Raw genomic sequence first — 24,924 nt, 5'->3', positions numbered from 1 at the left:
CTCACGGCTGCGGCTCCGCGGCCGCCGGTGTGACGGGGCGGAGAGGGAGCATTTTGCGCAGCCCGGCGTTTTCTGCCGCGTCCAGGCTCGAATGCTGGACGCAGGCCGGGACCAGGCGCCCGGTGTCGGGGTGGCTCATCGCGTACATGCAGGAGCCGAGGCGTTCCTGGGTTTCCCGGATCTTGGGGTCAGCGCTGGTCACGCCGCGCTCCATTAGCGCCCATGCCGGTGCGACGTCGGCGGCGTCCATGAAGTTGTGCACCACGAACGTTTTGAACGACAGCCGGTGGCTCCAGGCTGCGGACGCCACCGCACCCAGGCCGCCGGCCCGGCGCACGAGGCGGCGGGCAAAGGACACGATGACGGGAAGGTCGTCCGGGTGGGCCAGGAGTGCCCGGAGGATTTTGGTGCCGACGATCCACGCAGGGGTGCCGCCGAAATACATGCCGCCGTGGTGATTCAGGAGCCTGTCGCGCGCGGCGAGGTCCCGGGGATCGTCCGGGTCCAGCAGTGGGGTGAGCACGGATCCGGTGCTGAGGGCGACGGCGGTCCGGTTGCACCGGGTGTCCCCGAACTGGGTTCCCTGCCACGGAATGGGTTGGCCGGCGCCTGCTTCGATGCGGGACCAGACGGCGTCGATGGTGATCTCCTCGAAGTCCTCGGACCATCTCCGGTCATCCCCGATGTAAGCAGCCGGCTGGAAGGAGAGCATGTCGTACGGCATGCCCAGCACCGCGTGGGTCACCTCGGCGACCTGGTCGACGTTGGCGGGGGTGACGGTCATGTTGTGGGCAATATAGGAGCTGACGCCGTGGTCGTGTTTAAGGGCAACGAACATTTCCGCGAACCGGGCACGGAACGGGTTCAGTTCGGTTTCATTACGGGGGCGTACGGCCCCGCGACGTCCCCGCATCAGGGAATCGAAGTGGGCGGCAAAGGACACTTTCCGGAACCGGGGGCGGCCCTCGTCGTCCAGGACGACGTCCAGGAGGTAGTCGTAGTCGAAATCGCCGTGGGTCATGGACATGGGTTCGCGGCCGTTAGCGTGCATGGCTTGCAGTGCTGCGGCGTGGTCGTTGGCCGGGAGCAGGCTGACTTCTCCGCCGATCAGCTGGGCGTGGGCGCGGGGGCCGCGGACCCGGCGCAGGAACTCCATTTGTTGTGTGACGGCTGTGATGGTGTGTTCGCCGTCGATCCGGACTTTGTTCGCGTCCGCTGAGTGGTAGCACGGTGAGCAGGTCAGATTGCATTTGGGAAACACGCCGTGGGTGCCTTCGCACCCGACGGCGCTTCGTCCCAGCAGCTGCGCCGGGGTCTTCACGTGTCCGGGGAGCCCGGCCCAGCGCTGATCCATCGCGGCCCTGCTCTCCGGGTGGACCGGGCGTGTGAGGAGCTCGACGCTCCGGAGGAGGGCTGCGATCTTCATAGTTCTCCTGCTGTGCTGGTGTGAGGTGTCTTAGGCGGTCAGATCCGGGACGGCCGGCAGGTCCAGTTCGGTTCCGGCGTAGTGGTTGAAATAGTTGGTGAACAGGTTGGCCGCGATGTGGGCGAACGCCTCCGAGAGTTCCGCGGTGCTCCAGCCGGCGTTCAGGGCGGCCTGCCAGGCCGCGTCGGAGACGTTCCCGGTCCTGGCTGCGGCTTCGCGGGCGACCGAGGAGATCGCTTCGAGTTTGTCGTCGAAATCCACTTCGCCGGCGCGGACCGCGATGATTTGCTCATCGTCCAGCCCTGCGCGGCGTGCCGAGAGGGTGTGGGCGGCCTGGCAGTAGTCGCAGCCGTTCTGGTTTCCGACGGCCAGGGCAATCGCTTCGCGGGTGCGGGCGTCAAAGCTGCCGTGTTCGGCGATGGCGGCGGACATCCCCATGTAGGAGGCGATCACGGCCGGTGAGTGGGCCATCCCGGCATGGATGTTGAGCAGTTTGCCCATCTTCTGCTCCAGTTTCCGTGCGTTGCCTTGGGACGCTTCGGGGGCTGTGGCAACGGTGTGGGCGGGAATGCGTGGCATGCGGAAACTCTCTTATCTATTGGGCTTACAGGACAAAAATATGTGGGGCGGAGGAAGCGGCAGACGCGACCGGTCAGGGCCGGGCGCCGCTGACGATGACGCCCCCGCCGGGGGCGAAGGCCACATGCCCTCTGATCATCCGGGCCAGGGGCGTCGGCCGCGGGTAGGACCAGGCGGCGTTCGACGCCCGGTGGTCCCCGGCGCGGACGTGGTGGTAGCGGGCAACACCCTTCCAGAAGCACAGGGTGCGGACCCAGCTGTTTTCCAGCGTGTCCGGCACCAGCGACTCCCGGGGGAAGTAATGGTTGCCCTCCAGATACACCGTCTGGCCGGAGCGGGCGATCACCTGGCCGTGGAACGTGGCGGTGATCATGAGGAGCTCCGGGCCAGTGTGCGCAGGACGTCGCGGTCCTGGATGACGATGCGTCCGCGGCCCTGGCGGATGGCTTTTTTGGCTGTGAGGTCACCCATGATCTTGCTGGTGGCCTCCCGTGAGGCGCCCAGGAGGCCGGCAAGCTGTTCGTGGGTCAGGTGGATGGTCCGGGCCTGCCCGAAGCGCGGCGGCCCCGCGGCGTCACCGAGTTTGAGCAAGGTGGACGCCACCTGGGCCGATAGCGGCCGCAATGCCAGGTCGGTGAGGCGTTCTTCGAGGCGGGCTACCTGTTCGCCCAGGAGCCGCGAGATCCGGATCGCGATGCGCGGATCCGAGAGCAGGAACCGTTCCACCTCCTCCACGCTGAGCTGGCAGATCGCCGCATCTTCGATGGCCTCGGCGTAGTTGTCATACATCCGCTGGCCCACGAGCATCATTTCCCCGAACACCGCGCCTGGCTCCAGGATGGCCATGGTCAGGGCCTTGCCATCCTCGGCCACCCGGAAAACACGCACCCGGCCTGACTTGAGGATGAACAGGGCCGTGACGGGCTGGCTTTGGCTGAACAACAGCTCGCCGCGGCGGAACAGCCGGGCCGGGGCCATAAGGTCCATGGCCTCGATCTCCTGTGCACTGAGGTCAGCGAACAGATCAACTTCATTCAAACAACTGAACGGGTCAGTGGGTCCTGCCATGAGGGAGTCGGCCTCTCGTTGCCGCGGGGCCCACGGTCGCAGGTCTCCGGAGACGGTGGCCCCCACATCGACCCGGCAGGAATCGGTCATGCCCGGCTCTTGAGGACGCGGACCGCCACCACTCCCAGAATAACGCCATAAATCATGTGGCCCATGAGACTCATCAGGGCGGTGAGATCAATAGCAAAAAGGGGCATGCCCATCATGACCGGCATGATCATCAGCGGGCCCAGGACCCACCAGATGGCCCCGTAGCCGAGTCCGACGAGGGCGCCGCGGCCGTACCCGGTGAGAAACCGGTTACCGAAGAGCACCGTCAGGCCGAGCCCGATCATCACCGAAATCATCAGATGGACGCCGAACCCGATCACCGCGGAGGTGGAGCCGACCATGGACGCGATGACGGGCAGCATGCCCATCATGGCCATGAGCATGCCGAAGACGATACCGCCGGAGATGCCTCCGGCGACCCCGGCGAGGACGCGACGTCCAATGCCGGTAGCTGAGGTGGGACGGGAAAGAGCTGATGCAGAAGCCATGACGGCGACCTTCCATGGAAGAGGTTTTGCTGACGTCTTCAAGGTAGGCCCGGGCCGGGACACCGTTCAGTAATCTGAACTACACAGCAGAAACTATGGCGGCAGCGGTACATTGCGCCCTGCAAAGCCGGGATGGGATCGTGGGCGGCAGCTGCGCTTATTTTTCGCGTGTCGTCTTCCCGGCCCGGATCTGGAGGTGTCCGCCCCGGGCGGAGGCGCGCACGACGTCGACGCACCGTTCCTCCACGGCCTGCCAGGGGGCGGCGGTGATGTCGGATCCGCCGACCGCGCACGCCAGCCGCGCCAGCGGAGTCAACCACCGTGCCCATCCCTCAGGTTCCTGCAGGTCCACAACACCGACGCGCGCCTGTGTGGCCAGCAGCCTTGTCATGTTCGTCCACGCCTGCTCCCAGTCCCCCATCAGGGACAACGAATAGGTCGCCAGGGCTGCATCCGAAACCCCGGCTCCCCCGCTTTCTTCAATCCGGGCAGCGATGCTCCCGGGATCGAGCAGCACCATGTCGGCCTGGAGCAGGATCACGTTCTCCCAGCCGCGGGCCTGGGCGCGGCGCCGCGCCTGGCGGAGCATTTCGGCGCTGCGGTCGATGCCGACGATGGTCCCGGAAGAACCAACGCGCTCCTGCAGCAGGGGAAAATTCAACCCGGTTCCGCAGCCGATGTCCAGCACCTGCTGGCCCGTTGTGGGGGCCAGTGCGTCGATGCCCAGCACCCGTCCGGCATGATAGACAGGGTATTCGCCCGAGAAAAGATCATAAAACGGGGCGAACAGCGTGTATTTATCGCGGATGGCGGGCTCCTTCTGGTTTAATCCGCCGGCACGGTCCCGGTAGACCGCTCCGCCGGGCGCTTTTGTTCGGCATTGCACATCACTTACAAGGAGTCCATCATGGCAGTCGAGAACCCGATCGTTGACCTCCTGGTCGTTGGCGGGGGAACCGCGGGAATCGTGGGCGCCAAAACGGCGGCCGGGTTCGGAGCGCAAACCCTGCTGGTCGAACAGGCCCGCACCGGCGGTGACTGCCTGTGGACCGGATGTGTGCCGTCCAAGACCCTCCTCTCGGCAGCCGAACACGCCACGACAGCCCGCGCACTGACCGGCCGCCCCCCGGAATTCGCCGCGGTGCGCAAGCGCATCTTTGCCGCGATCAACACCATCGAACCTGTCGACTCGCCGGAGGCACTCGAAGCCGCCGGAGTTGAAGTCCTCAAGGGCGCGCTGACGTTTCGCTCGCCCGGGGTGGCCGAGGTTGATGGCAGGACGATCCGTTTCCGGCAGGCACTGATCGCCACCGGCGGGGCCCCGGTCAGCACCGGAATCCCGGGCCTGGACCCGGGGGCCGCCGTGACCTCGGACACGATCTGGGAACTCGACACTCTTCCGAGGCGGCTGGCGATTGTTGGCGGCGGCCCGATCGCCTGCGAACTCGGGCAAGCCTTCGCCCGCCTCGGATCCAAGGTCACCATGATCGTCCGCTCCCGGATCCTCTCCAAGGAAGATCCCGACGCCGCGGACCTCGTCCGGGAGAGCCTGGCATCTGATGGTGTCCGCATCCTGGAGAACGCCACCGTCGAGAACGCGGTCACCACGGACAGCGGATCCCGGCTCCTGCTGGCGGACGGCGCTTCCGTTGACACCGATACGGTCCTACTGGCAACCGGACGCGCGCCCCGCACCGCGGGTCTGGGCCTGGAACGGATCGGGGTAGGCCTGGACAAGGCCGGCCAGGTGATCACGGACACCCGGATGATGACCTCCAACCCGCACATCTGGGCCGCGGGAGATGTAACCGCGAACCCCCAGTTCACCCACCTGGCCGGAGTCCACGCGTCTGTGGCGGCGTCGAACGCCGTGCTCGGGCTCAAACGCCAGGTCAGCAGCACCGTGCCCCGGGTGACGTTCACCTCCCCGGAGGTGGCCGCCGTCGGGCTCACCACCCCCGACGGCGGTCTGCAGCACCGCGCCCGGACTGTACGCCATACCCATGTCGACCGGGCCGTCACGGAGGACTCGACGGGCGGGTTCACCCGGCTGATCGTGGACCGGCGGGGAAAAATCCTGGGCGGCACGATCGTCGGCCCGCGGGCGGGGGAATCCCTTGCTGAACTGACCCTGGCCGTCCAAAGAGGGATGACGACGTCTGACATTGCCGGAACGACCCACCCCTACCCGACCTTTTCGGACGGGGTGTGGAATGCCGCCGTCGCCGACGTCAGGGAGCGTCTGGCCTCGCCAATCATGCGCGGGGCAATGGCGGGGCTGGTCTGGTTCCGGCGCCGCTGGCTGGACCGGCCCGTACCCCGCCTAGGGACCGGTAGCCGGCGATGATCCGCTGGACGCCGCTGGCGGTCACCAAAAGCGCCCAGACAGCCGCGATTTCCCAGGCGGCACCCGGCAAGACCAGCCAGAGGCTGTGTACGGCCACGGTCTCGGCGCCTTCGGTCAGGCCGCCCAGGAACGACAAGGACCGGCCGTCCCGGAGCTGGCGCCCGGACTTTTCGGCGATGGAGGAGAAGGCCAGGAACGCCGTACCGTTGATGTAGTAGGCGAAAAGGACCAACAAGAACGGCAGCCACGGGGCACTGAAGCCCGCAGTCGCGCCGATCCCGACGCCGACCACCGTGGCGCCGTAGACGATGAAATCGGCGCAGATGTCCCAGAATCCGCCCCGCCCGGTGTCTTCAGTCCCCGCGCGGGCGTTCCGGCGCCGGGCCAGGGGGCCGTCGAGGCCGTCGGCCACCCGGCAGAGCAGCCACGCGGCCAGGGCCGGCACCCACCATTGCACCGCCGCAAGGACCGCGCTGGCAAGGCCAAGAACAAGGTTAAGGCCCGTCAGCCGGTCCGGAGTGATCCACGGCCGGTCCAGCCAGCCGGCGGCCCGCCCCAGAGCTGGCTCCATGACCCGCCGCAACCGGGCATCAAACATCGGTGGCCCTGCCCTTCCGGCGTCGCCGGACCGCGACCGCCAGCCCGGCCACCGTGAGAATGCCGAGTGCCACGAGGGCGAGGTTGAGTTGCCATCCCGGCTGCAGGCCGAACGCACCCAGGGTCACGAAACTCACCGTTCCCGGAAGTATGCCGATGGCGGTTCCGAGGAAGTAGGGCCACCACCGGATGGAGGTCAGCCCGGCGGTATAGTTGATGGCCGTAAACGGCAGCACGGGTACCAGCCGGACACCGATCATGGCCGCCAGGCCGCGGCGCCGCAGCAGCTCATCGACTTTCTCCACCCGCGCCCCGGTGAATTTCTCCACCGCCTCCCGGCCCAGCCAGCGGCCCAGCCAGAACGCGGCGACAGACCCCAGGATCGCGGCGATAAAGACGACGGCGATGCCGCCGGCGAACCCATAGACCAGCCCCGCGGCTACTGAGAGGACGTTTTTGGGCACCGGCGCCAGCGTCAGCACGGCGTAGCCCAGGATGAAGGCCGCCGGCCCCCACCAGCGGGCGGTTCCGAAATAGCTCCGGATGTCCTCGACCGGCGGAAGCGGAAAAACCAGCGCCACCACGGCGGCGGCGGCGACGAGAACCAGCAGGATTCCGAGCCGAATCACGGCCCTGCGTCTGCTGCCCGGGACAGAACCCGTCACGGGGCGTTACCCCCGACGGCGGCAGTGGCCCGGGTTTTGTCCTCGGCGGTGCGGATGGCCCAGGCGGCATTGACGAGGCCGATATGACTGAAGGCCTGCGGAAAATTGCCGAGCAGCTCGTTGCTGTCCGGGGCAACCTCCTCGGCCAGCAGGCCCAGGTCCGTGGCGTAGCCTGCGGCATGCTCGAAGACAGCGCGGGCGCGCTCAGTCCGCCCGGCCAGGGCCAGGGCGTGGGCCAGCCAGAACGTGCACAGCAGGAAGGTCCCTTCCTCACCGGAGAGCCCGTCGTCGGCCAGGTACCGGTACACCAGGCCCCGGCTGTCGGTGAGCCTTTCTTCGATGGCATCGATCGTCGCGAGCATCCGGGGATCATCGGCGGGCACGAACCCCACGATGGAAAGCATCAGGACCGACGCGTCGAGGTCTTCGGAGCCGTAGGCCTGTGTGTAGGCGTTGACTGTTTCGTTCCAGCCGTTCATCCGGATCGAGTTGGCGAGCTGTGCCCGGGTCTGTTCCCAGCGGGGAACCCGGTCTTCGGCGTTCAGGACCCCGGCGAGGCCGATGGCCCGATCCACGGCCACCCAGCACATCAGCTTTGAGTGAAGGTAGTGCCGGGGAGCGCCGCGGACCTCCCAGATGCCCTGGTCCGTGGACTGCCAGCGTGATGCTGCCGCGTCGGCCGCGTCGGCAAGGAACTGCCGCGTCCCGGGCTCCAGATCGTTCAGATACTCCGGGAGGGTGGCGGCGGCGTCGAGGAGTTCGCCGTAGACATCGAGCTGGCGCTGATCCCAAGCGCCGTTGCCCACCCGGACCGGGGCGCTGTCGCGCCAGCCCGGAAGGTGGGCCAGTTCGCGTTCGGACAGGTCGCGTTCCCCGCCGACACCGTACATGATCTGCAGTTCGTCGCCGCTGCTCAGCCGGCCAGCGGCTGCCGAGGCGAGGAACTGGAAAAACTTTCCGGCCTCATCCGGGCAGGCGGCCACCCACAGGGCCTGTAGGGTCATGCTGGCGTCCCGGATCCAGGTGTACCGGTAGTCCCAGTTCCGGGTGCCGCCGGCGACCTCGGGCAGGGAGGTCGTCGGGGCTGCGACGATCGCGCCGGTCGGATAGAAAGTCAACGCCTGCAGGATCCTGCCGCTGGAAGCGACCAGCTCCTGCCAGGGTCCGTCGTAGCTTTGATGCATCCGGGACCAGCTGCCCCAGCCCTCCAGCGTGTCCTCAAGCCGGCGCGCAATGTCCTCCTGGTCCCAGAACGCCGGCGGTACCGGCCCGGCGTTGCGGTGGTGAAGCGCGAATCCCAGAACGTCTCCTGCCTGGAGAACCGGCTTCGCACGCGCTTCGCCATCCTCGAATTCGAAGGGGACCGGGGTGGAGAAGGCCAGCATGTCGGCCCCGCCGTGGACGAGGATTCCGCCAGCGGTGTCCTCAAGGAGCGGCAGGACGAGGCCGTAGTCCGGCCGCGGCGCGAAGACCACCTCCATCTCGACTTCGCCGGCGAGGCAGGCCACCTGCCGCAGCAGCGTGCCTGGAGCCCCGGCGCCGAGTTCGTGGCCCCGGTTCCCGTCTCCCAACACCAGGGCGTCGGTGACTTTCACGGTCCCGCCGGCTGTGGTGTGGAGTGTTTCCAACACCATCGTCGGCCCGAGGTACCTCCGCTTCGAAGTGTGCGGGCCCGCGGGCCGGATCGACCAATAACCCGCGTCCTCGCCCAGGATCCGTCCGAACACCGAGGGGCTATCAAAACGGGGGAAACACAGCCAGTCCACGGAACCTGCGGCGCTCACGAGCGCGGCTGAGCGGCAATCGGAGAGCATGGCGTAGTTGGCGATGGGCTCACTGGTCATCGGGACACCTGCCTGATTCACTCAAGACGGTCCAGTGCGTCTTCAATGGCGCGGTGGAACGTCGGATAAGCGTAGATCATCCGCCGCAGTGTGCTGACCGGAATCCTGGCGTGGACGGCAAGAGCCAGGGCAGAGAGCACCTCTCCCCCGGCGGGCCCGGCGGATGTCGCACCGACCAGCACCCCTTGATCGGCGTCTTCGACGAGTTTGATGAATCCCTGATTGCCGGACTTGTGGAGCCAGCCGCGGGCGGACGTGGCCAGGTCGGTGAGACCGACACGCACGTTCAGGCCTTTCCCACGGGCCTGGGCCTCGGTGATGCCGACGGAACCGATCTCGGGGTCGGTGAACGTCACCCGCGGAACCGCATGGTATTCGGCCGGGGCCGGGTCCTGGCCCAGGATGTGCGCGGCGGCGATGGATGCCTGGTACATGGACACGTGGGTAAAGGCGCCCTTGCCGGTGATATCGCCGACGGCGTAGACGCCGTCGGCGATCCGCATGTGCCCATCGGGGTCCAGGAAGCGGGCGGCAGGATCCAGGCCCAGGGCGGCAACGCCGAGAGGCTCGAGGTTGGTGGTTCGTCCCGCCGCGACCAGAAGCCGTCCGGCACGAAGGGTTGAACCGCCGAGGTCTACCGTGAAGGTGCCCATGGAGTGCTGGATCCTTTCAATTCGTGCCCCGGCGTGGACGTCAATGCCCTCTCCGCGCAGCACGCTCTCAAGGAGCCTGCCTGCCTCCGGCTCTTCCGGAGGCAGCAGGCCCGGCGCCGCTTCCAGAACGGTAACCCGGGTGCCGAAGCGCGCGAAGGCCTGTGCCAGTTCCGCGCCGATCGCGCCTCCCCCGATGATAATCAGGGATTCCGGGACCTCGACGGCGGCGATGGCTTCCCTGTTGGTCCAGTACGGCACGTCGGCCAGACCCGGAATCGGGGGAAGCATCGGTTCCGTCCCGGTATTGATCACGATGGCGCGGCGGGCGGTGAACTCCCGGCCGGCGGCGCTGACCGTCCGCGGCCCCGTAATTCTGCCCCGGCCACGGACAAAGCGGCCGCCTTTGCCGGTGAAGCGGTCCACGGCGACGGTGTCGTCCCAGTCATCGGTGGCTTCCGAGCGGATCCGGTCGGCCACCGGGGCCCAGTCCGGGCGGACATCGGCATCTCCGGCGAGGCTGTGGATCCTTCGGCCCTCCGCCAGGGAGTTACCGGCCCGGATCATCATCTTGCTCGGAATGCAGCCGTAGTAGGGACACTCCCCACCGACCAGGCGCCCTTCGATTCCCACGACCGAGAGGCCCCCTTCGGCGAGCTCGCCGGCGGCGGCCTCACCGCCCGGACCCATCCCGATAACAACAACATCAACTTCTTCAGCCACGAAATCTCCTTACCATCATCAATCCGATCCTTCTGAAAAGTCTGGCCTGCCAGGCCCGGGAGCGCTGGGACCCTGTGCCTCCGGCCGGGTGGACGCTCACCGGTAGGCCAGATCTGATCCCTACCTCCCAAGCGGGCGCGCAGCCCGGCCTCTGGCCGGGATCCCCTCAGAGGAGGGGACCGTACCGGCGGAGGACCTCGGCCCTTGCTATTCGGTGATGTGGATTTCTCTCCAGAAGGCGACGTAGTTGCTGTAATCCCGGCCCACCCGCTCCAGCGACGTGGGATACGGGTCTGGGTAACTGAAAGCGCGGTCCGGCAGCAGGTTCCCGCCGCTGTCCTTGACACTGAAGTACTGGCACCGGCCCTTCCACCCGCAGGTATACGGTGTTGCACTGGCAATAAGCAGTGCGGAGTCGACGCTCTGGGGCGGGAAGTACCAGTTCCCTTCGATCTTGATCAGCTCGTCCCGGGGTGCTTCCGCAAGCACAGTGCCGTTAAGTACTGCCTTCATGAGGGCGACCCTTTCGTGGTGAAACCGTTATCCCCACGACTCTAGGTGCGATGCTCGTCCGGGTTCTGCGATCCGGGACACACAAGAGATGATCCGTGAGTTAGCCGGTGCCGGTCTCCCCCGCGTGGGCCGCGCCTCGAGACAGGCCGGTCAGAGTATGTAGCTCATCGCGAGCATATATATCAACAGGTTATCAATAATGATCAACTAAGTCTTGGACCCCGTGAATGATGTGAGGCTAATCTCATTTCTACGCAGTCTGCGTGATCCGGCTAACAGGAAAGTTGTCGAGCACACGATGAAGAACCGAATCCAATCTCTGGAGCAGGGAGAACGCCTCCCCGTGGCTTCCGAGGAAACCCCCAGCCGCGCAGCCGGCGAACAATTCAAGCCCGTCGCAGATCGAAAGGTCACGATTGCCAGCCTCGGGATACTGGCCGTCTTCGTGCTCGCCACCCTCATCTTCCCGAAGCAGTCATCCGACGCAATCAACGAGGGATTTGCCTTCTCCGCGAAATGGGTGGGCTTCTACTGGCAAGCGCTTTTGCTGGCAACCTTCGTGTGTTCCATTGCGCTGGCGTTGACGCCTTATGCAAGGGCCAGGCTTGGAGGACACGTTTCTCCGGACTACGGTCGCTTCAAGTGGGTTGCGATGATCATGTGCACCCTCCTGGCCGGCGGCGGCGTCTTCTGGGCCGCTGCGGAGCCGATCTCCCACTACATCGCCAGTCCACCGTATTACGGTGAGCCCAGTGGCGATCCGACCGAAGCGGCACACATCGCGCTGGGACAGACTTTTGTGCACTGGGGCTTTTTGGCCTGGGCCATTTTGGGTTCGCTTGGGGCCATTGTTATGACCCATGCCGTATCCAAAGGCATGCCGCTGCGGCCGCGAACGCTGCTCTACCCCGTCATGGGGCGCAGGGTACTCAAAAGCTGGATCGGCACCGTGGCCGACGTGGTCTGCATCATCGCCGTGGTGGCCGGGACGGTTGGTCCGATCGGCTTCCTGGGGCTCCAGGTCTCCTACGGACTTTCCAGGCTCTTCGGGGTTCCCAACAACTACGGCACGCAGCTGATCATCATCGCGGTGCTCACCGGACTTGCCGCCCTTTCGGTCTCCTCCGGCTTGAGCAAGGGCATCCAGCTGATGAGCCGGCTCAATGTCTGGCTGGCCCTGGGTCTCATGGCCGCCGTGTTGGTATTGGGCTCGGCCGCATACATATTCAAGTCCTTTGTCGGCGGTTTCGGCGTGTACCTTCAGAACTTTGTGGGCACCTCGCTCTACCAGGGGGACCAGGGGTGGGTCTCGGGCTGGACGGTCTTCTTCTTCGCCTGGTTCCTGGGCTACGCGCCGTTGATGGCCATCTTCGTGGCCACCATTTCCCGCGGCCGCACAGTTCGTGAACTCATCCTGTTTACGGCGGTCCTGCCGCCGATCGTCACTTGCTTCTGGTTTACCGTGCTCGGTGGCACCGGCATTATGTTCGAGCAGCAGAATCCTGGCTCCATTTCCGGGCCTCTGGCCAGTGACGGCCTGCCGGCCGTGGTGATGACCATCGCCGAGCAGTTGCCCTTCTCCGGAATCATTGCCACAGCGTTCCTGGTCCTGACCATCATGTTTGTGGCGACCACGGCGGACTCGATGTCCTTCAGCATTGCCCAATCGTGCACCATTGAGGGCGAGCCTTCGACGAAGCTGCGTGCCGCCTGGGCTGTGACCATGGGCGTGGCAGCCGCGGTGCTGATCTCCATTGGCGACGGTGGAATCAGCGCGCTGCAATCATTCATTGTCATCACTGCGGTTCCCGTGGGCTTCATCATCCTGCCGTCCTTGTTCGCGGCCCCGGTGTTCGTCCGGCGTATGGCGCTGGAGCAGGGAGTCCTCGACCGGAAGCCCCGTGGAGTGAGGCCCTAAAGGCGGTACCCGACACGCCCTTTCCTGTGAGCAGGCGATGGGGCCCCGGCATCGGTGCCGGGGCCCCATCGCCTGTCTCGGCGCATGGCAGTCTCACACGCCGCCGGCTTCCATGAATCGTTCCACGAGCGCCGAATCCTGCCGGCCCTCGGCACAAATCAGCGATACCCGTGAATAGGCAGCGGCGTCGGTTAGGTCGAGATAGGCCACGCCGGGGATCTGCAGCGCGCGCAGCGACTCCGGGACGATAGCGATCCCTGTGCGGGCCGCCACGAGCCCCAGGATGGTGGGGAACTGAATGGCTTCCTGGGCGACCCTGATATGAAACCCCGCCTGGATGCACAGGGCGGAAATCAGGTCGTAAAGCCGCGAGACCTGATGGCGCGGGAAAACCACGAAATCCTGCCCCGCGAGTTCCTTCAACGGGACGCTTGCCCGCTGGGCCAGAGGATGGGAATGCGGCACCGCAACGATCAGCGGTTCACGCCTCAGCGCGGTGACATGAATTCCTTCGATGGGCTCGATTTCCCGAACGATGCCGACATCCAGCTGGCCCTCGAGTACCCCCTGGATTTGCCGTTCGGTGGTGTTTTCCTGGAGCTGGAACTGCACCTGCGGCCACTGCTCATGCATGCTGTTGACCATGCCCGGCAACAGGAACAGGGCAGCGGAGCTGACAAATCCAACCCTGAGAAGCCCCGTGCTGCCACGGGTGGCCAGTTCCACTTGGCTTTCTGCGCGCTCCGCTTCGGAGATGACCCGACGGGCTGCCTCGAGGAGCACGCGGCCTGTGTCCGTGATCTCCACCGATCGGGTGGTGCGGACGAAGAGCTGGGTTTTCAGGTTTCTTTCCAGGCGCTGGATCTGCTGGCTCAGCGCCGGTTGGGCGATGTGCAGGCGCGCAGCGGCCCGGTTGAAATGCATTTCCTCGGCGACCGCGATGAAGTAGCGAAGCTGTCTCAGTTCCATAAATACTAAGTGTCTCTGCTTATGAATCAATAGGCAATAAATACTTCTCTATGATAAGCGACCCCCGTATCGTGGATCACAGATTCGATACACCGCAGCTAGAAAGCAGGAACCACACCGTGAACACCACAACCACCCAAACCCTGGAACTCAAACAGCTCATCAACGGCCAGTGGGACAGCGCCACCGGAGCCGAAGCCCAAAGTTTCAACCCGGCCGACCCCGGCGAAGTGGTTGCCCGCTACGCCACAGCCACCACTCAAACGCTGGAAGCAGCCATCGCCGCCGGCCGTGCCGCGCTGGCCGGCTGGGACCGGGTGGGAATCCTGGGCCGCGGACGCGTGCTGCGGCGTGCTGCACAGCTCCTGGAGGAGCGCGGCGAAGACATTGCTGTGCTGATGACCCGCGAACAGGGCAAGACCCTGGCCGACTCCCGAGGCGAAGTCGGTGCCACCGTGGAGACCCTGTACTACCAGGCCGGCTCGGCCCGCCGCGCCGACGGCGTCACCTACCCGTCGGGCAATGCCGATGAACTCGTCCGTACCATCCGCCGCCCGGTAGGCGTGGTCGGGGTCATCACCCCCTGGAACTTCCCGCTGCAGATTCCGGCCTGGAAAATCGCACCGGCGCTGCTCTGGGGCAACACCGTCGTGTGGAAGCCGGCCAGCGATACCCCCGCCGTCGCCCTGGCCTTTGCCGAGATCCTTGTTGAAGCCGGCGTTCCCGCCGGTGTCCTGAACCTGGTCCTGGGCCCGGGCTCCTTGGGATCGAGTCTGGTCGAACACGAGGGAATCGCCGCAGTGACCTTTACGGGCTCCGTTCCGGTGGGCCACCAGATCCGCGAACGTGTGGTGCTTCGTGGCGCGAAGCTGCAGATGGAACTGGGCGGGCACAATGCCGCCATCGTCATGCCGGATGCGGACGTCGCCAGTGCCGCGGCCGCCATTGTGGCGGCCGCCATGAGCAGCACCGGCCAGAAATGCACTGCCACCCGCCGCATCATCGCCGTCGGGGACGTCCACGACCGTCTGGTCGAAGCCCTGGTGCCGCTGGTTAACGCCCTGGTCGCCGGCCCGGGAACCGAAGCAACATCGGACATGGGCCCGGTTGTCTCAGACCGCGCCCGAAGCGACATCGAAGCCGCGCTGTCCCAGGCCCAAGCCGAGGGTGCAACGGTTTTGGCGCAAGGATCAAAGTCGGACGCTCCGGGGCACTACGTCCTGCCCACGCTGCTCGCCGGAACCGATGCCTTGACCATCACCCACGAAGAAGTGTTCGGTCCGATCGTGACGCTGATGCGCGTCGCGGACCTCGACGAGGCCATCACTTTGGCCAATGCCACCGACTTCGGCCTGACCGCATCGGTCTTCACCCGCGACGAGCACGCCATCCGCCGCTGCCTCAACGAAGTGGTCGCCGGATTGATCAAGGTCAACGCACCTTCCACCGGTTCGGAGGTCCATGCGCCGTTTGGCGGACTTCGCGATTCCTCCTTCCCGGCCCCGCGCGAACAAAACAGCGATGTTGTCGCGGACTTCTTCACCGAGACCAAGACCGCCTACGTACGCGTCGCACCGCAGGGGCGTGTCTCGTGAGCGCACCCGCAATGACCAAAGGCATCGAGATGACCACGGAATCGATGTTGCGCCCGCCAAACACCGTGATGGATCCGGCGGACATGGGCGGTGCACGGGCGACCCGGCACAGCTTCATTCGTTCGATGATCCGCCGTGCGGTGCGTGCCGGCTGGCAGATCGAGCGCACCTACTTTGATGTCGACGCCCAAGGCCGCGGCGAGGCAATCTACGAGGTCCGTGCCGAAACCCACCTGTGGAGCTTTGTGGCTTTCTCGCAGCGTCTGAGCGAAGCAGAGCGCACCGACCGGGTGATCGCGAAGGCCTGGGACGTCACCGCTGCACTGGTCGAAGGCAGCGTGGATGCGGATCGCCTGGCCCGGATGCGGACCCAGGTGCCGCTGCAGGAAGCCGGCCGCGCCGAGCAGGGATCCCTGATCTGGACCCGCGCCAACCGGAGCGAACGTTTCTTTGAATACGTCGCGGACCGCTTGGCCCGGGGAGAGCAACCCGAGAGCGAAAAGTTCGGCGGATCGCCCTACATCATTCGCAGCACGGCGTTCTACAGCAACGGTAAGTGCGGACTGGTCGACTACGAAGGTTTTGCGGACGGCCACCCTCTGGCGGTTCCCTACCGGGCACACATGCTCACGGCCTGGCTGATGCGCGAATTCAGCTATGACTTGGTGGAGGCCTGCGCTGCGGCCCGCAACCCGAAGGCGGCAGGGCTCAGCGGACCCTGGCGCCGCTACCTGGGCATGGGCAATGCCACCGGACTGGGCATGGTGCCCTACGCCATCAATCACCCCGAGGTCATCAACTCCTGGGCGCTGCTGCGGGAGCTCCCGTTGGCTTCGGTCATCTCCCGGACCGTGGCACCCGCCGAGGCGGCGGTACAGCGCGTCGTGGACCTACTGCGCGAGTCAATCGACTATCTGGCCGAGCAGGCAGACATTCAGAGCGCGCCCTTCGCGGCCGGCCCCGAGTTGGCCGTACAGCTTGAGGAACTGCTGGTTGAGCTGCGCTCATGGGCCCTGACAGGGCGCTTCGCGGGGAACGAAACCAGCCACATCTGGAGAGATCTGCATGATGCGGCGGCCCTGCGTGGACCGGGGTGCCGCGGCATGGTGGCCTCCGTGCTTACCGAACTCAGCGAGGACCTGGATGAAACAGTCGAAGCGCTGCTGCGCTGCGATGAGTCCCGCCGCATCGCAGCGGGTGACACCTGCGCCCGCCTGGCCGAGAGGATGGAGGATGAATACTCCTGGACCGGGACGTTCGACTTCTCAGACCCTTCGGCGCAGCAGCACTTCTGGTTCTCCTCAGCGGACAACGAGGAGCCCCGGCGCGCACGGCTGGGAGCGGCCCCGGGAGAAAACGTCCAACACCCCGTGGATATTGCCCGGGCCGTCGCCAAACTGCGCGCGGATTTGGCCGGTGCCGATGGAACCATCAGCGTGGGCGAGTTCCTGCTGTCCCATCCTTGGCATCGTGCCACCGTGGCCCGCGTGCAGAAGGTCGGCAAGCTGATCTATGGTGAGGTGCGGGACAACCTGTTGGCCGCCGAATTCCTGCCGCTGAATCTCCAGCGATTCCAGCTGGCGGTCTACGGCATGGAGAATTACACCCCCCAGTCCACCGACTGGCTGCGCGTGACATTGATGGCCGGGGCTCCGCGCATCGCAGACCTGGCTTCCGGGACTGCCGATGATTCGTGGATGTTCACCCGTCGTCCCCGGGGGGCGGCAGATCATGTTTAGCTTCCAAGGTCCGGCCACTGTCGTTGACGGGCCACAAATCGAAACGGTTCAGAGCTCTTCGGTGTTGAACCCGGGGAACGGGCAGAACGTTGCTGAACTCCATGCCGCGGCCACCATCGTCGACGGCCTACAGATTAACAATTGGGACCGAGGCGTCCTGGAGGAATTGCGCGCTGGCGGGATCAGCGGAGTCAACGCCACCTGCGCGGTCTGGGAAGGGCCGGCCGATACCCTGAAGGCCATCGGGGACTGGTATCAGCTTGCCGTACAGAATCCCGACCTGATGGTGCTGGCGCAGAACAGCCAGGATATCCGCCAGGCGAAACTGGACCAGCGTGTCGCGGTGCTGCTGGGATTCCAGAACACGAGCTCCTTCGGGGACGACTTCCGCCTGGTGGAGGTCTTCCACAAGCTGGGAGTGAAGGTTGCCCAACTGACCTACAACATCCAGAACCTGGTCGGTGGAGCCTGCTATGAACCCGAGGATTCCGGGCTGACTCGGTTCGGTCGAACCATCGTGTCCGAAATGAACCGTGTGGGCATGCTCATCGACCTCTCACACGTGGGCAACCGGACCTCCCTGGACGCGGTCGAGGCTTCGATTGCCCCAGTGGCAATCACCCACTCGAACCCCACCTGGTTTGTGGAGAATCCGCGCAACAAGCCCGACGAGGTTATCCGTGCGGTTACCGACAAGGGCGGGATGCTGGGCTGCTGCCTTTACCCGCTGGTCATCGGCGGGAAGAAGACGACCCTGGAACAGTTCTGCCAGATGATCGCGCGCCTGGTTGATGACCTCGGACCCGGGCGGGTTGGTTTGGGCAGTGACTGCACGCGCAACTGGGACAACGAGTATGTTGGCTGGTTACGCAACGGCCGCTGGCAACCACCGGGGGAGCACAAGGCCGCGTGGCCCGAGTGGCCCGAGTGGTTTGTGGGACCCGAGGACTTCCCCCGCTTGACCGATGGCCTGGTCAAGGTAGGACTCGACGAAAAAACCATCCGCGGTGTGCTCGGCGAGAACTGGCTGAGCCTCTTCGACGATGTATTCCCCGGAAGGAAAATCTGATGACCGTTATCACCGAGAAAGTAGCAACCATGGAAAGCAGGGGTTCGACGCCCACGGTGCGTCTGGCCATGCGCGAAGTGCGCGAGGCCGCATACCGTGCACTGATGGCCCGCGGCGCAAGCAATGCCGAGGCGCAGGCCGCGGCTCGGCAGGTACTTTTCGCCGAGGTGCATTTTGGCACCGGACTGGCCACCCTGGGCTTGTGGCTGCGCGAGGCATCGTGGGCGCTGGGCGCATTGGCATACACCCGTTCGACCACGCCCGACGGTCAGAGCTTCGCGGTGGACTCCGGTTCAGTCTGCGATGCGCTGGTCCACGGGGTATTGCTGGTTGACGTAGCCAGCACGGGAGTCGGAAGCGAGGTCTTGTGCAACGGGGTGGAACACGATTCGCATCTCCTTGACGAGGCCCTGCTGAATGCCGCCGCGAGCTCAGGCTTCACCGTGGTGCACCGCAGCGCCGGGGACGCGAACCGCACCACGTTCGCCACGCCCACCGGAGACCTCGGCACCGGTTTCAGCACGGCCGGCCAGGCCGCACCGCACAACGACCTGCTGGCCGGGCACGGTTCGCGCTTCTATACAGCCGAAACCGCACCGGAAGGGACCTTCATCGTGTCGACACCAGAGGAACGGGACCGGAAGCGGGCCGACACCGCCCATGCCGGAATAATCGTGGACGCCGAGACCTGGGCCGAAGTCCGCACCGTGGCGGCAGGCTACTTGGTGGCTGACGCATGAGCGGGATCCAGCGTCGGTGGCACGAAGACGGTAAGCCGCGCCCCTACACCGCATCGGCAACATTTGGCGGAGTGGTGTGGGCCTGTGGGCAGGTTCCGACTAGGGCGGACGGTTCCACCCCCCAATCGCTGCGCGACCAGGTTAACGTGGTGTTCGACAACCTGGAGAAGGTCCTGGCCGATGCCGGAGCCGATCTGTCGAGCGTCCTCAAGATCACCGTGTTCCTTGCCAACCTGGACGAATTCGACGAATATAACAGCGCCTACCTGGCGCGTTTCGGCGATCTCACGCTCCCGCCACGCACCACGGTTGAGGTTGCACGGTTCCGCGGAGGAAAACGCATTGAAATGGACGTCGTCGCAGCAGCTATTTAACTCACCATTCCGTAACGGTCTCCTTTGCAGGCAAAAGGTGCCGCAGCCCTCCGGCGTGATCGACCGGTGGCCGCCAATGGGACGGCCACCGGCTTCCAGGCACGCCGGACGAAGATCAGTACGGTGTTGTCACCGCGATCGGGAGGTCTTGGTCAAATTGCCAGTCCAGCCAGCCTCGTTGCCCTGTAACGCGCTGATAACGCTGCGGTAGCAGGATTAAGTCAGCAAACACTGTAGAAAAGTAAGCTCAGGAGCCTTCGTCAGTATGAGAACCGCGGTCGTCATGCTCAGGACAACAGGCGCGTCTGGGCCGTCCGGTCCACCGCGCGGCTCCGTCGCTTCAGGCGGGACGTCGCTCTCGCTTCTGGCCCCGGGGGCTATCGACAACGGAGGCTGGACGGCCAACGTGGCCGGACCCCTATCCCAAAGATGGAGTGATCGGGATCGTGCTGGGGTCGCTGCGATTTCAGAATCGCTGCTGAATTTCGTGGCCCCGACGATTTCCACTTCCACTTGACCAATGGAGTCGCGATGACATACGTCGGCCACATCCTCCTCGATGTGCCCGCGAAGAATCCATCCCTCGGATTCACTCAGATTGCGCAGGCACTTTCCCAGATCGTTCAAACCAGTGAGCCTCGTTTCGCCGTTGGCATCTTCGGCGGCTGGGGTTCTGGTAAGAGCACGCTTATGGATGAGATCGAACAGCTCATTGCGCAAGATGAGACTGCGATCATCGTCCGATTCAACGCCTGGCGATATGAACGCGAATCGCATCTCATCGTTCCGCTCCTCGACACGATAAGGTCATCTCTCGCTGAATGGGCAACCCAGGTGGAGCACGCAGCGCAGCAAACCAAAATGAGGGAAATTACGCGGCAGATCGGGCAGGTTGTGAGGGCCCTCGTTCGCTCAACAAGAATTGAAATTGGCGTTCCCAGTGGGCCCACGTTATCCCTTGATCCGGGAAAAGCCCTAGACGAGCTCGTGACTCACCCTGACGATATTGGCGCCACCGCACAGTCCCTCTACTTTGGAGCCTTTCAACAGCTGACGTCGGCTTTTTCTGAAGTGCGGGAAGCTGGGCTGTCGCGGATTGTCGTGTTTGTCGATGACCTCGACCGCTGCCTCCCGCAGCAATCACTAACTGTCTTGGAGTCGATGAAGCTATTCTTCGACATGCCAGGCTTCATCTTTGTCGTTGGGCTTGATGAACGCGTGGTCGAATCGGCGGTCAGGACAAAGTTCGCAGGGCAACCTGGAGGACTGAACATTGATCGACAGCTGGAGCGGGACTACCTGAAGAAAATGTTCCAAGTCCCATACACACTTCCCCCTTTGATGGCTGGCCAGCTGGACGACCTTCTGCAATGGCTCATCGTTCACGGCAAGCTGGCTGCTGAGCAACAGATCGACCTCAACGTACGGGTACGCAAATATCTGAGGTATGTAGCCACAGAAGGCCGAATCAATCCTCGAGAAGTCAAGCGCTACATCAATGCCTACACGCTCAACCGAATGGTCCGCCCGGATCTGGAGCCCGACACAATGCTCGCACTTCAGACAATTGACTTCCGCGGCGACTGGGAGCAGATCTATGAAGAGGTGGTACTGGCTGAACCAGATGTATTTGTCGACACGCTGAAGAGGTTCCGATCCGGTGAGGATACCGCTTTCGAAGACATCTGGCCCGACGTCGGAGTATTACCCCATGAATTCTCTAGTTTCCTTCGGTCCGGCGAGGCGCAGACTCTGTCGGATACACCCGATTTAGGACGCTACCTGTCGTTGATGGAAACAACCAGGAGTACTGCGCCGTGGATTACTGATGCAATGCGCGACGTCGGATTACTAAGGGCGCATGTCAGAGACCTCGACTCTGGCCTGATATTCGGCTCTGCAAGCGCCCGCGATACCGCTGTGCAGGTGAAGGACACTCTTGGGCGGCTGTCCAGCTACACGTCTACAATGACGCCGGACCGCCGCAGCCGGCCTCTGGACAGGTTGTATGAACTGATCAACATTCTTGCCCCATCCGGCAGCTCCGATAGTCCACCCCAGGGGACAACATCCCAACAAATTGAAGATTGGCGCAAAGCGGCGGGCGCGGCGATCGACGCCATGCAAACGGAACTCCGCGACATTAGGCAGGCATCGGCTTTTAGCCGCTGACCAACACCCGGGGGTTTGAACCCGCCACCCACTCAAACTCGCCAGCTACTTTAAAGGATGAGCTTCCGTGGGGTAACGGTGAGGCGGATGCCTGCGTTGACTCCAAGCAGGGCTTTAGCGAATTCCGGGACGTCGATGCGTCCTTGCCAGCGTTCGGGTGTGCTGTCGGTGTCCTTCAGCTGATCATCGTGGCCGGGGTTCCAGTCACGGAGAGCGGTAGGAATGGTACTGTTCCACGCGGCCCATGCTTTGGGCAGCGGCCGGCCTGCCGAGGGCGCTTCGATGTCAACTAGCAGGGTGTCCTGCCAGTCCTCGGTCTGTTCCATATGGTCGTCAAAGAAGAAACGTCCTTCCTTTTCGGTGATGGACATCAGCCGGAGTTTGAGCGCATGACGCAACCGGGGCACTTCCTTGCCTCCCACGCGCGGACGGGGTGCTTTCGACGAAAGGAAGGTCGTCAGCAGCGGCACGGGTGAGTCTATGGGGTCCCCTTCTTTCCAGTGCTCGATCTGGACGGGACAGAAGTGGGCGGCGCTTTGCTCATGGACCAGGACGGGTAGACCCCTTATGGCCAGTCCGACGTCGAGCTGGAACTCGACCTCGGGTGGGGCGGCCCTGCCGACAGTAAAGCCCACGAGCTCCACCTGGATTTTGAGGTCCCCGAAGAGGAACCGCTGAAGGTTCTGGTAGCCCTCCTCTGAGTTAACGATGCCGTAGCGTCCGCTGTGACTGCGATGCACCACGGCCAGCGGTGCCCCGCGAACGGCGGCGTTGTCGATCTGGACGAGGCCGTCGCTGCGGGCTCCTACCGCCTTAGAGGACAGACCGAACGCCACGTCATAGTCCTCTGGATTCGAACCGACCAGGCAGAACAGTTCGTCCACCGGAAACCCGTCATCCGGGAGTTCAGTCGGTTTGAAGTCGTCGCGCGTCCGCGCCCGTCTCAATGCTGCCGGTGTGAGGTAGTCATACATCCGGTCGGGGCCGAAGATGTCCGCCCCCTGGATTCCTGTGGCGTCGCGGATCCGCTCAAAAATCCCGAAACCTATTGCGAAGCGGATTCCCCCATGCGGCGTGGCGTACGTGAATACCCTTGCCACATACCTGTTCCCAGCGGCGGGGTCGATCTCCCCGCCTACGTCGGCGACGGCTTCCGGGATGACCCGCTGCAGGAGTGAGCGGCAGATCAGCCCACCCATGGAGTGCGCAACGAGAAAGACCTTTGGCGCTCCCGTCTTCTCCAACACGAGCTTGATCAGGTTGAACAGGCTGCGGGCGGCGTTCTCGAATGAAAAACTCTCCGGCTCGTCAGAAAACGAATCGGCGGATCCATCATAAAAACGATGGATCCACACGGACGCCGAATTTACAGTGCCGGCTTCCACGCTGTTCAGGAAAGCCAACTGATCCCCGTGAACGGGTACCTCATATTTGTGGTCCGTTACCAGCCGCAGCATCGGGGATTCAAACTGGTGGAATTTCGCCCTTCCGTTGCTGTCAGCACGGACGTGTACCGATCCCTGGCTGAAGCCATAAAAGGGATCGTCCACGGCGCTGTTTATAGCCGATCCGCTGCCTGCGAAGCCCCGGACATAAATCACTGGGAGCCTGCCGTCGTCGCCCGGATAGCCCATCTTGTGTTCCTTTTCCAAAAACGGATGCACCTGCCAGGAAGCACTGAGGCGCACGGTTATGTGGTGAGTCGATCATGGAGGCGTTACGGCGGCGTTACCGGCAGACCTTGGAGGCAGCGTTAATGAACCGTGAACCCTGCCACAAGACGTGTCTCCAGCTCAGGGTCGTAACGCAGCAATAACGAGGTCACGCTGTACTGGGTTCAAGGGTGAGCTCAGCTCAATCTTGAGCCATTATTTCGTAAAGGTAGGCCAACTCCTGATACTTCTGCAGCAGGATCGTAACAACCAGAAGAAGTGCACTACTTTGAACCGGTCAGGCATCTCGCAGGCTGGTAGGGATTGATTTGGGTGCCTGAAAGTCCGGACGCTCCAAATGGATGAGGGTAAAGACGGGGAGTGGATGGCTATCATGATCAAAGACGACCGTTTGTCAGGCTCCGCTGATGAAGCTGGTGACCCCTACCCCGATATGCCGGTAGTACAAACGATGATCATCAGCAAATGGCTTGAGTCCGGTCACACAAAGAGTTTCCGGGCGAGAATAACTTACAGAGAAACTCCGGGTATTGCCCAAAGCGCGGTGTCCACCGCTGACCCCGACGAGGTCCTACGAGTGGTGCAAGGCTGGCTCGCCGGTCAGCCAGGAAACGCTGGCCGGTAGGCGCTCCTCCCTTGCCCGGGATTGGCGGTCAAGGGCGCCAGCTATGAGACTTTTGACGGAATCGGAAGGCAGGAGACCCATGTCCTCCTCAAGTTTCCCCCGGTACCGTTCGTAGGCGCTAAGCGCAGCGGCGGGATTGCCCTGCCGCATCTCCGCAGCGATGAGAAGCCCCACCGCTTTCTCATATAGCGGCTCAATTTCCAACGCGGCTTCTGCAGCTGCCCCTGCCACCTCAGAATTACCCCGGGCGAGTGACAGACGCGAAATTGCCGTGAACGCGCGAAGCCGATCTTGCCGCAGCCTGCTCTGTTCAAAAATCACCCAGTCCTCATACCAGCCCGGAAGCACCTCCGCATCACGCAACTCATGCAACGAGGAGGCAACGTCGCCGTCAAACCCGGCCTGGCCCAGGGCACGGATCCGGGCACGGATCCGATGCAGGTCCACCTCAACGTGATCGGTCAGGGACAGCATCGCGCCCGCATTGACCATCAAACCGGGCACCTGCCGTGAAATCAGGTGAACAGTCACACGCAGACTCTCCAGCGCCCGGGCATCAGGATACTCCGGCCACAACTGACCAACGAGATAACTGCGGAGGCTCGGTCCCCGGATGGCCAGCGCCGCGATAAGGCGTTGCTGACGTGTTGCAACATGTAGGACCACCGCGCCCCGGCGAAGCCGCCACGACCCAAGTAGATCCAATTTCAATTCTCCATAGCCGTCGTCGCCCATGGAAGCCTGATTCCGGTTCGGTCTGAAGTGTTTAGAGCAGGTAAAACGAGGATCCCCAAAACGCTGGATAATGTCAATATGCTTGGCTTCCAATTTTTATTGTCGAGAGCTGACTATCCGAAAAAACCATCTTCAAGCCAGTCAACGGAAATGGATGTTGACCCGCGGTCGCCAAGGAGCCGAACGGCTGGGAATCCGTTCTGGATATATACATCCAATGCAGGCGACGCCTAATCCGCTCACGCAAATAGGTTCGCGAACGCCGGCCGATGCGTTAGCAGTCTATTATTACCCCACCCTCTTGAAAGTCCGACGGCGGATCAGCAGTCCCCTGCGACGGGGCGCCTACCTGCCACTTCGGGAC

Annotated in this window: 22 protein-coding genes; 8 read left to right on the top strand and 14 right to left on the bottom strand. The window is 63.9% G+C overall.

Features of this window, described 5'->3' with window-relative positions:
* Position 1: 1 nt before the first annotated feature.
* The 6 genes from DAD99_RS20500 to DAD99_RS20475 form a co-directional block, all read right to left on the bottom strand.
* A complete protein-coding gene (locus DAD99_RS20500; protein ID WP_193343026.1) occupies positions 2-1,426 on the bottom strand; it encodes a radical SAM domain-containing protein in 1,425 nt (474 codons plus the stop codon).
* Positions 1,427-1,456: 30 nt separating this feature from the next.
* Positions 1,457-2,005, bottom strand: coding sequence for a carboxymuconolactone decarboxylase family protein (locus tag DAD99_RS20495; RefSeq protein WP_193343025.1), 549 nt, complete (start codon positions 2,003-2,005; stop codon positions 1,457-1,459).
* 73 nt (positions 2,006-2,078) lie between these two features.
* Positions 2,079-2,378: a DUF427 domain-containing protein gene (locus DAD99_RS20490; RefSeq protein ID WP_193343024.1), complete on the bottom strand. Its 300-nt coding sequence runs from the start codon at positions 2,376-2,378 to the stop codon at positions 2,079-2,081.
* Complete coding sequence (locus DAD99_RS20485) at positions 2,375-3,163, bottom strand: Crp/Fnr family transcriptional regulator (protein ID WP_227008330.1); 789 nt, start codon at positions 3,161-3,163, stop codon at positions 2,375-2,377. Before DAD99_RS20485 ends, DAD99_RS20490 begins: the two co-directional genes overlap by 4 nt.
* A complete protein-coding gene (locus DAD99_RS20480) occupies positions 3,160-3,612 on the bottom strand; it encodes a hypothetical protein (RefSeq protein ID WP_193343023.1) in 453 nt (150 codons plus the stop codon). The genes DAD99_RS20485 and DAD99_RS20480 overlap by 4 nt, the downstream gene beginning before the upstream one ends.
* Positions 3,613-3,769: 157 nt before the next feature.
* Positions 3,770-4,498, bottom strand: coding sequence for a methyltransferase domain-containing protein (locus DAD99_RS20475; RefSeq protein ID WP_309233444.1), 729 nt, complete (start codon positions 4,496-4,498; stop codon positions 3,770-3,772).
* Between the two features lie 21 nt (positions 4,499-4,519).
* Here DAD99_RS20475 and DAD99_RS20470 point away from each other — a divergent pair, with 21 nt between their 5' ends.
* The gene (locus DAD99_RS20470) at positions 4,520-5,959 is read left to right on the top strand and encodes an NAD(P)/FAD-dependent oxidoreductase (RefSeq protein WP_193343022.1); all 1,440 of its coding nucleotides are present in this window, start codon (positions 4,520-4,522) and stop codon (positions 5,957-5,959) included.
* On the opposite strand, the gene DAD99_RS20465 is transcribed toward DAD99_RS20470, so the two are convergent.
* The 5 genes from DAD99_RS20465 to DAD99_RS20445 all read right to left on the bottom strand — a co-directional run bounded on the left by DAD99_RS20465 (position 5,868) and on the right by DAD99_RS20445 (position 10,951).
* Positions 5,868-6,530, bottom strand: coding sequence for a CDP-alcohol phosphatidyltransferase family protein (locus DAD99_RS20465; RefSeq protein WP_227008328.1), 663 nt, complete (start codon positions 6,528-6,530; stop codon positions 5,868-5,870). The genes DAD99_RS20470 and DAD99_RS20465 overlap by 92 nt on opposite strands.
* Positions 6,531-6,549: 19 nt before the next feature.
* Positions 6,550-7,185, bottom strand: coding sequence for a TVP38/TMEM64 family protein (locus DAD99_RS20460; protein ID WP_193343020.1), 636 nt, complete (start codon positions 7,183-7,185; stop codon positions 6,550-6,552).
* A gap of 32 nt (positions 7,186-7,217) precedes the next feature.
* Positions 7,218-9,065, bottom strand: coding sequence for a glycoside hydrolase family 15 protein (locus DAD99_RS20455; protein ID WP_193343019.1), 1,848 nt, complete (start codon positions 9,063-9,065; stop codon positions 7,218-7,220).
* Positions 9,066-9,082: 17 nt separating this feature from the next.
* On the bottom strand, positions 9,083-10,438 hold the full coding sequence (locus tag DAD99_RS22215) for an NAD(P)/FAD-dependent oxidoreductase (protein ID WP_193343018.1): 1,356 nt from the start codon (positions 10,436-10,438) through the stop codon (positions 9,083-9,085).
* Positions 10,439-10,645: 207 nt separating this feature from the next.
* Complete coding sequence (locus tag DAD99_RS20445) at positions 10,646-10,951, bottom strand: DUF427 domain-containing protein (RefSeq protein WP_185263446.1); 306 nt, start codon at positions 10,949-10,951, stop codon at positions 10,646-10,648.
* Positions 10,952-11,249: 298 nt separating this feature from the next.
* On the opposite strand from DAD99_RS20445, the gene DAD99_RS20440 reads away from it, so the two are divergent.
* Positions 11,250-12,869: a BCCT family transporter gene (locus DAD99_RS20440; RefSeq protein ID WP_193343017.1), complete on the top strand. Its 1,620-nt coding sequence runs from the start codon at positions 11,250-11,252 to the stop codon at positions 12,867-12,869.
* A gap of 93 nt (positions 12,870-12,962) precedes the next feature.
* Here DAD99_RS20440 and DAD99_RS20435 read toward each other — a convergent pair whose 3' ends face one another.
* Positions 12,963-13,838 (bottom strand): LysR family transcriptional regulator, encoded by an 876-nt coding sequence (locus DAD99_RS20435; protein ID WP_185263445.1) that lies wholly within the window; start codon positions 13,836-13,838, stop codon positions 12,963-12,965.
* Between the two features lie 119 nt (positions 13,839-13,957).
* Here DAD99_RS20435 and DAD99_RS20430 point away from each other — a divergent pair, with 119 nt between their 5' ends.
* The 6 genes from DAD99_RS20430 (at position 13,958) to DAD99_RS20405 (ending at position 21,527) form a co-directional block, all read left to right on the top strand.
* On the top strand, positions 13,958-15,433 hold the full coding sequence (locus tag DAD99_RS20430) for an aldehyde dehydrogenase (protein ID WP_219729691.1): 1,476 nt from the start codon (positions 13,958-13,960) through the stop codon (positions 15,431-15,433).
* Positions 15,430-17,172, top strand: coding sequence for a hypothetical protein (locus DAD99_RS20425; RefSeq protein ID WP_255527510.1), 1,743 nt, complete (start codon positions 15,430-15,432; stop codon positions 17,170-17,172). The genes DAD99_RS20430 and DAD99_RS20425 overlap by 4 nt, the downstream gene beginning before the upstream one ends.
* A complete protein-coding gene (locus DAD99_RS20420; protein WP_193343016.1) occupies positions 17,165-18,241 on the top strand; it encodes a membrane dipeptidase in 1,077 nt (358 codons plus the stop codon). The genes DAD99_RS20425 and DAD99_RS20420 overlap by 8 nt, the downstream gene beginning before the upstream one ends.
* Entirely contained in the window at positions 18,241-18,981 is a 741-nt protein-coding gene (locus DAD99_RS20415) for a hypothetical protein (RefSeq protein ID WP_193343015.1), read from the top strand. Before DAD99_RS20420 ends, DAD99_RS20415 begins: the two co-directional genes overlap by 1 nt.
* Positions 18,978-19,355, top strand: coding sequence for a RidA family protein (locus DAD99_RS20410; protein ID WP_193343014.1), 378 nt, complete (start codon positions 18,978-18,980; stop codon positions 19,353-19,355). Before DAD99_RS20415 ends, DAD99_RS20410 begins: the two co-directional genes overlap by 4 nt.
* A 531-nt stretch (positions 19,356-19,886) precedes the next feature.
* The gene (locus DAD99_RS20405; protein ID WP_193343013.1) at positions 19,887-21,527 is read left to right on the top strand and encodes a P-loop NTPase fold protein; all 1,641 of its coding nucleotides are present in this window, start codon (positions 19,887-19,889) and stop codon (positions 21,525-21,527) included.
* 50 nt (positions 21,528-21,577) lie between these two features.
* On the opposite strand, the gene DAD99_RS20400 is transcribed toward DAD99_RS20405, so the two are convergent.
* Both DAD99_RS20400 and DAD99_RS20395 read right to left on the bottom strand, forming a co-directional pair.
* Positions 21,578-23,161 carry a triacylglycerol lipase gene (locus tag DAD99_RS20400; RefSeq protein ID WP_193343012.1) on the bottom strand — a complete coding sequence of 528 codons (1,584 nt, stop codon included), beginning with the start codon at positions 23,159-23,161 and terminating at the stop codon, positions 21,578-21,580.
* Positions 23,162-23,771: 610 nt separating this feature from the next.
* Positions 23,772-24,653: a BTAD domain-containing putative transcriptional regulator gene (locus tag DAD99_RS20395; protein WP_227008327.1), complete on the bottom strand. Its 882-nt coding sequence runs from the start codon at positions 24,651-24,653 to the stop codon at positions 23,772-23,774.
* Positions 24,654-24,924 lie beyond the last annotated feature (271 nt).

It is taken from the genome of Pseudarthrobacter sp. AB1, assembly GCF_014926485.1.
Taxonomy (GTDB): domain Bacteria; phylum Actinomycetota; class Actinomycetes; order Actinomycetales; family Micrococcaceae; genus Arthrobacter.
The sequence above is the reverse complement of the archived record's forward strand: the minus strand, read 5'-3'. Positions and strand labels throughout refer to the sequence as shown.

Excerpts from the sequence above, each read along its gene's own strand:
- DAD99_RS20500 (WP_193343026.1), bottom strand. The coding sequence starts at position 1,426 with ATGAAGATCGCAGCCCTCCTCCGGAGCGTCGAGCTCCTCACACGCCCG.
- DAD99_RS20495 (WP_193343025.1), bottom strand. The coding sequence starts at position 2,005 with ATGCCACGCATTCCCGCCCACACCGTTGCCACAGCCCCCGAAGCGTCC.
- DAD99_RS20490 (WP_193343024.1), bottom strand. The coding sequence starts at position 2,378 with ATGATCACCGCCACGTTCCACGGCCAGGTGATCGCCCGCTCCGGCCAG.
- DAD99_RS20485 (WP_227008330.1), bottom strand. The coding sequence starts at position 3,163 with ATGACCGATTCCTGCCGGGTCGATGTGGGGGCCACCGTCTCCGGAGAC.
- DAD99_RS20480 (WP_193343023.1), bottom strand. The coding sequence starts at position 3,612 with ATGGCTTCTGCATCAGCTCTTTCCCGTCCCACCTCAGCTACCGGCATT.
- DAD99_RS20470 (WP_193343022.1), top strand. The coding sequence starts at position 4,520 with ATGGCAGTCGAGAACCCGATCGTTGACCTCCTGGTCGTTGGCGGGGGA.
- DAD99_RS20465 (WP_227008328.1), bottom strand. The coding sequence starts at position 6,530 with ATGGAGCCAGCTCTGGGGCGGGCCGCCGGCTGGCTGGACCGGCCGTGG.
- DAD99_RS20455 (WP_193343019.1), bottom strand. The coding sequence starts at position 9,065 with ATGACCAGTGAGCCCATCGCCAACTACGCCATGCTCTCCGATTGCCGC.
- DAD99_RS20445 (WP_185263446.1), bottom strand. The coding sequence starts at position 10,951 with ATGAAGGCAGTACTTAACGGCACTGTGCTTGCGGAAGCACCCCGGGAC.
- DAD99_RS20440 (WP_193343017.1), top strand. The coding sequence starts at position 11,250 with ATGAAGAACCGAATCCAATCTCTGGAGCAGGGAGAACGCCTCCCCGTG.
- DAD99_RS20435 (WP_185263445.1), bottom strand. The coding sequence starts at position 13,838 with ATGGAACTGAGACAGCTTCGCTACTTCATCGCGGTCGCCGAGGAAATG.
- DAD99_RS20420 (WP_193343016.1), top strand. The coding sequence starts at position 17,165 with ATGTTTAGCTTCCAAGGTCCGGCCACTGTCGTTGACGGGCCACAAATC.
- DAD99_RS20415 (WP_193343015.1), top strand. The coding sequence starts at position 18,241 with ATGACCGTTATCACCGAGAAAGTAGCAACCATGGAAAGCAGGGGTTCG.
- DAD99_RS20410 (WP_193343014.1), top strand. The coding sequence starts at position 18,978 with ATGAGCGGGATCCAGCGTCGGTGGCACGAAGACGGTAAGCCGCGCCCC.
- DAD99_RS20405 (WP_193343013.1), top strand. The coding sequence starts at position 19,887 with ATGACATACGTCGGCCACATCCTCCTCGATGTGCCCGCGAAGAATCCA.
- DAD99_RS20400 (WP_193343012.1), bottom strand. The coding sequence starts at position 23,161 with ATGGGCTATCCGGGCGACGACGGCAGGCTCCCAGTGATTTATGTCCGG.